The organism is Mycobacterium sp., assembly GCF_049647605.1.
Taxonomy (GTDB): Bacteria; Actinomycetota; Actinomycetes; order Mycobacteriales; family Mycobacteriaceae; genus Mycobacterium.
Genome location: NZ_JBARXZ010000022.1, coordinates 1 through 4129 on the forward strand (window position 1 = coordinate 1; position 4129 = coordinate 4129).

Annotated in this window: 3 protein-coding genes; 2 read left to right on the top strand and 1 reads right to left on the bottom strand. The window is 66.2% G+C overall.

Annotated elements, in window-relative coordinates:
• Window positions 1–129 precede the first annotated feature (129 nt).
• Window positions 130–750, bottom strand: coding sequence for a mycothiol-dependent nitroreductase Rv2466c family protein (locus WBB07_RS02975; protein WP_526304602.1), 621 nt, complete (start codon window positions 748–750; stop codon window positions 130–132).
• Window positions 751–970: 220 nt separating this feature from the next.
• Here WBB07_RS02975 and WBB07_RS02980 point away from each other — a divergent pair, with 220 nt between their 5' ends.
• Both WBB07_RS02980 and pepN read left to right on the top strand, forming a co-directional pair.
• Window positions 971–1393, top strand: a complete 423-nt coding sequence (locus WBB07_RS02980; protein WP_526304604.1) for a DUF732 domain-containing protein — start codon at window positions 971–973, stop codon at window positions 1391–1393.
• Between the two features lie 37 nt (window positions 1394–1430).
• Window positions 1431–4019 carry an aminopeptidase N gene (gene pepN, locus WBB07_RS02985; protein WP_526304606.1) on the top strand — a complete coding sequence of 863 codons (2589 nt, stop codon included), beginning with the start codon at window positions 1431–1433 and terminating at the stop codon, window positions 4017–4019.
• Window positions 4020–4129: the final 110 nt, after the last annotated feature.

Consider the following 4129-nt stretch of genomic DNA (forward strand, 5'->3'; position numbering starts at 1 on the left):
GACTAGGACTGAACGCACTTAGTTCATCCCGCGGGTCCGGACGCCGGCTGCACAGTACAGCCGGCGGCCGGGCCCGCAGTCATTTCAGCCCTGACCACGGTCGACCCGCACCGCGGTCGACCATCGAATTCAGTCGAATTCGGGGCGCTCGGTGCGGCTGCGCTTGAGCTCCCAGAAGTGCGGATACGACGCGAACGTGACCGAGGCGTCCCAGAGTTTGCCGGCCTCTTCGCCGCGGGGAATCCGCGACAGCACCGGCCCGAAGAAAGCGACTCCGTTGACGTGGATGGTCGGGGTCCCGACGTCCTCACCCACGGCATCCATGCCTGCGTGGTGGCTCTTGCGCAGCGCGTCATCGTATTTGTCGGTGGTTGCGGCCTCGGCCAGCTCCGCGGGTAGCCCCACCTGGGCCAGTGCCTTGGTGATCACGTCGTCGAAGTCTTTGTTGTCTTCGTTGTGGATCAGGGTGCCCATCGCGGTGTAGAGCGGCGAGAGGATTTCGGATCCGTGGGCCTGTTCGGCGGCGATTGCCACCCGCACCGGTCCCCAGGCCTTTTTCATCGCTTCCCGGTATTCCTCGGGCAGGTCGCGTCCCTCGTTGAGCACGGCCAGGCTCATCACGTGGAACTCGACGTTGATATCGCGGACCTTCTCGACTTCGAGGATCCAGCGTGAGGTGATCCAGCACCAAGGGCACAGCGGGTCGAACCAGAAACCTGCGGTGTCTTTTCCGGCGGTTTGGCCTGCCATGGGGGCTCCTTTCGATGGTCAGAATTCCGTTCAGCTCAACCTGTCGGCTCGGCGTTGTGTTCCCGTTGCCGAGCCAGCACATGCACGGCGTCGTCCGCACTGGTGAAACGGCATAGTGTTCGAATCTTGACCGACTCGTGGTGCGGGCGTTACCCGAGTAGACCACCGTTACCTGCGTTACCAGAGTGTCACGGACACTCTCCCAGGGCAGGAGCACCCATTGGCAAACCGCATTTCGACCGCGTCCGTACTCTCCACCGTGTTGGCAGCCGCGGCGGTGATGTCTGCCGGTCCGGCGCAGGCCGACACCAACACAGAGTTTCTCCGCCTGTTGTCCGACGCCGGCATCGGCTACGCCAACGCAGCCGACACCACCGCTCTCGGCAAGACCGTCTGCGACATGTTGGTCGAACCGGGTAAGTCGTTCGCCTCGACGGTCGCAGAAGTGCGCAACAACGGCATCCCACCGCAGATGGCGTCGTTTTTTGCGGGTATTGCCATCCAGGCGTACTGCCCGTCGATGTTGGCCTCGGTGGCCGACGGCAGTGTGCTCAACAGACTGGGCACGCTCGATGGCCTCAACGGACTCGCCGGCTCCAGCTTGCTGTCGGGTCTGACCGGATTCCAGATTCCAGGTCAATAGCGCAACGGGGGCGCCACGGCGATTAGTGTTGGCGGGCGTGGCACTCCCCAATCTGACCCAGGACCAGGCCGCCGAGCGCGCCGCACTGGTGACCGTCGACAGCTACCGCATTTCGTTGGATCTCACGGACGGCAAGGGCGCCCCCGGCGAGCGCACGTTCCGGTCGGTGACGACGATCGAGTTCGATGCGCTTGCCGGCGCGGACACCTATCTCGATCTCGCCGCCGAGACGGTGCGGACCGCCAGCCTCAACGGGCACGAGCTGGACGTGTCCGCCTACGACGAGTCCACCGGAATCGCCCTGACCGGGCTGGCCGAACACAATGTTGTGGTCGTCGACGCCGACTGCCTGTACTCCAACACCGGTGAAGGTCTGCACCGCTTCGTCGATCCGGTGGACGGCGAGGTCTATCTGTACTCGCAGTTCGAGACAGCCGACGCCAAGCGCATGTTCGCCTGCTTCGACCAACCCGACCTCAAGGCCGCCTTCGACGTCACCGTCGTTGCGCCCGCGCACTGGCAGGTGATCTCCAACGGGGCCACCGCCCTGGTCGAGGACGCCGCCGGAGGCGCCCGGACCCACACTTTCGCCACCACCCCGCGGATGAGCACCTACCTGGCTGCGCTGATCGCCGGGCCGTACGCCCGGTGGGACGACACCTACACCGACGAGCACGGCGAGATCCCGCTGGGCCTCTTCTGCCGCGCGTCGCTGGGCGAGTTCATGGATGCCGAACGGCTCTTCACCGAGACAAAACAAGGTTTTGACTTCTTCCACCGCAACTTCGGCGCACCGTATGCCTTCGGCAAGTACGACCAGTTGTTCGTGCCGGAGTTCAACGCCGGCGCCATGGAGAACGCCGGCGCGGTGACCTTCCTCGAGGACTATGTGTTCCGCAGCAAGGTGACCCGCGCCTCCTACGAGCGTCGCGCCGAGACGGTGCTGCACGAGATGGCGCACATGTGGTTCGGCGACCTGGTGACCATGCGGTGGTGGGATGACCTGTGGCTCAACGAGTCCTTCGCGACCTTCGCCTCGGTGCTGTGCCAGGCCCAGGCCACCGAGTACACCGAGGCGTGGACGACGTTCGCCAACGTCGAGAAGTCGTGGGCGTACCGCCAGGACCAGTTGCCCTCGACCCATCCTGTGGCCGCCGAGATCCCCGACCTGCATGCGGTCGAGGTCAACTTCGACGGGATCACCTACGCCAAGGGGGCCAGTGTCCTCAAACAGCTGGTGGCTTACGTCGGCCTGGAGAGCTTCCTGGCCGGGCTGCGGGACTACTTCCGCGACCATGCCTTCGCCAACGCGACGTTCGGTGATTTGCTGGGCGCGTTGGAGAAGTCGTCGGGCCGCGATCTGTCCGGCTGGGGCCAGCAGTGGCTCAAGACCACCGGGTTGAACACGTTGCGGGCCGATTTCGACGTCGACGCCGACGGCCGGTTCACCCGGTTTGTCATCAACCAGGGCGGGGCGGCCCCCGGTGCCGGGGAGACTCGGGTGCACCGGCTGGCCGTGGGTATCTACGACGACGACGGTTCGGGCAAGTTGGTGCGGGTGCACCGCGAAGAGCTCGACGTCGAGGGTGAGTCCACCGACGTCGCGGCGCTGCAGGGTGTTTCCCGCGGAAAGCTGATCCTGGTCAACGACGACGACCTGACCTACTGCGCCTCACGGCTGGATCCGGATTCGCTGAAGACGGCGCTGTCCCGTATCGCCGACATCGTCGAGCCACTCCCCCGCACCCTGGTGTGGTCGGCGGCGTGGGAGATGACGCGGGAGGCCGAGCTCAAGGCACGCGATTTCGTGACGCTGGTGATGAGCGGGCTCCATGCAGAGACCGAGGTGGGGGTGGCGCAGCGCCTGATTCTGCAGGCGCAGACCGCGTTGGGCTCCTACGCCGAACCCGGCTGGGCCGGCACCACGGGCTGGCCGGCGTTCGCCGACAAGCTGCTGGACCTGGCACGAGAATCCGCTGCGGGCTCGGACCACCAGCTGGCGTTTGTCAACGCGCTGTGCACCTCGGTGCTGTCACGCAACCATGTGGCGGTGCTGGCAACCCTGCTGGACAACGAGCCGGCCGAGGTCAACATGCCCGGTTTGGTGATCGACACCGATCTGCGCTGGCGAATCGTCACCGCTCTGGCCGCCAGCGGCGATCTCGACGCCGATGATCTCCAAACACCGGTCATCGACGCCGAGGCTGCCACCGACCCGACCGCCGCCGGACGGCGCAACGCCGCTGCGGCTGCCGCGGCCCGGCCGCAGGCAGCGGTCAAGGACGCCGCCTGGGCTCAGGTCATCGAAGACGACACCCTGGCCAACATCACCGGGCGGGCCATCATCGGCGGTTTTGTCCGCGCCGGCCAGACCGAATTGCTGTTGCCGTTCACCGAGCGGTACTTCGAGGCGATCACCGGGGTGTGGGAACGGCGCTCCAGCGAAGTCGCGCAGACCGTGGTGATCGGGCTGTATCCGGCCTGGGACATCAGCCAGGCCGCCCTCGATGCCGCCGACCGGTTCCTGTCCAGCCCCGACCTGCCCCCGGCACTTCGCCGGCTGGTTGTCGAAGGCCGGGCCGGAGTGGAGCGAGCGTTGCGCGCCCGTACCGTCGACGCCGACTGAAGTCGGCCGGCCGGTAGGCGCCGTCGTGGACGTCCTTGTCCACGACGGCGCTCCGGCCTCGAGACCCACCACACAAACAAACGAGCGCGCGGGTGTGCACGGCCGACACC

Coding starts and splice junctions, on each gene's coding strand:
- WBB07_RS02975 (WP_526304602.1), bottom strand. CDS start 750: ATGGCAGGCCAAACCGCCGGAAAAGACACCGCAGGTTTCTGGTTCGAC.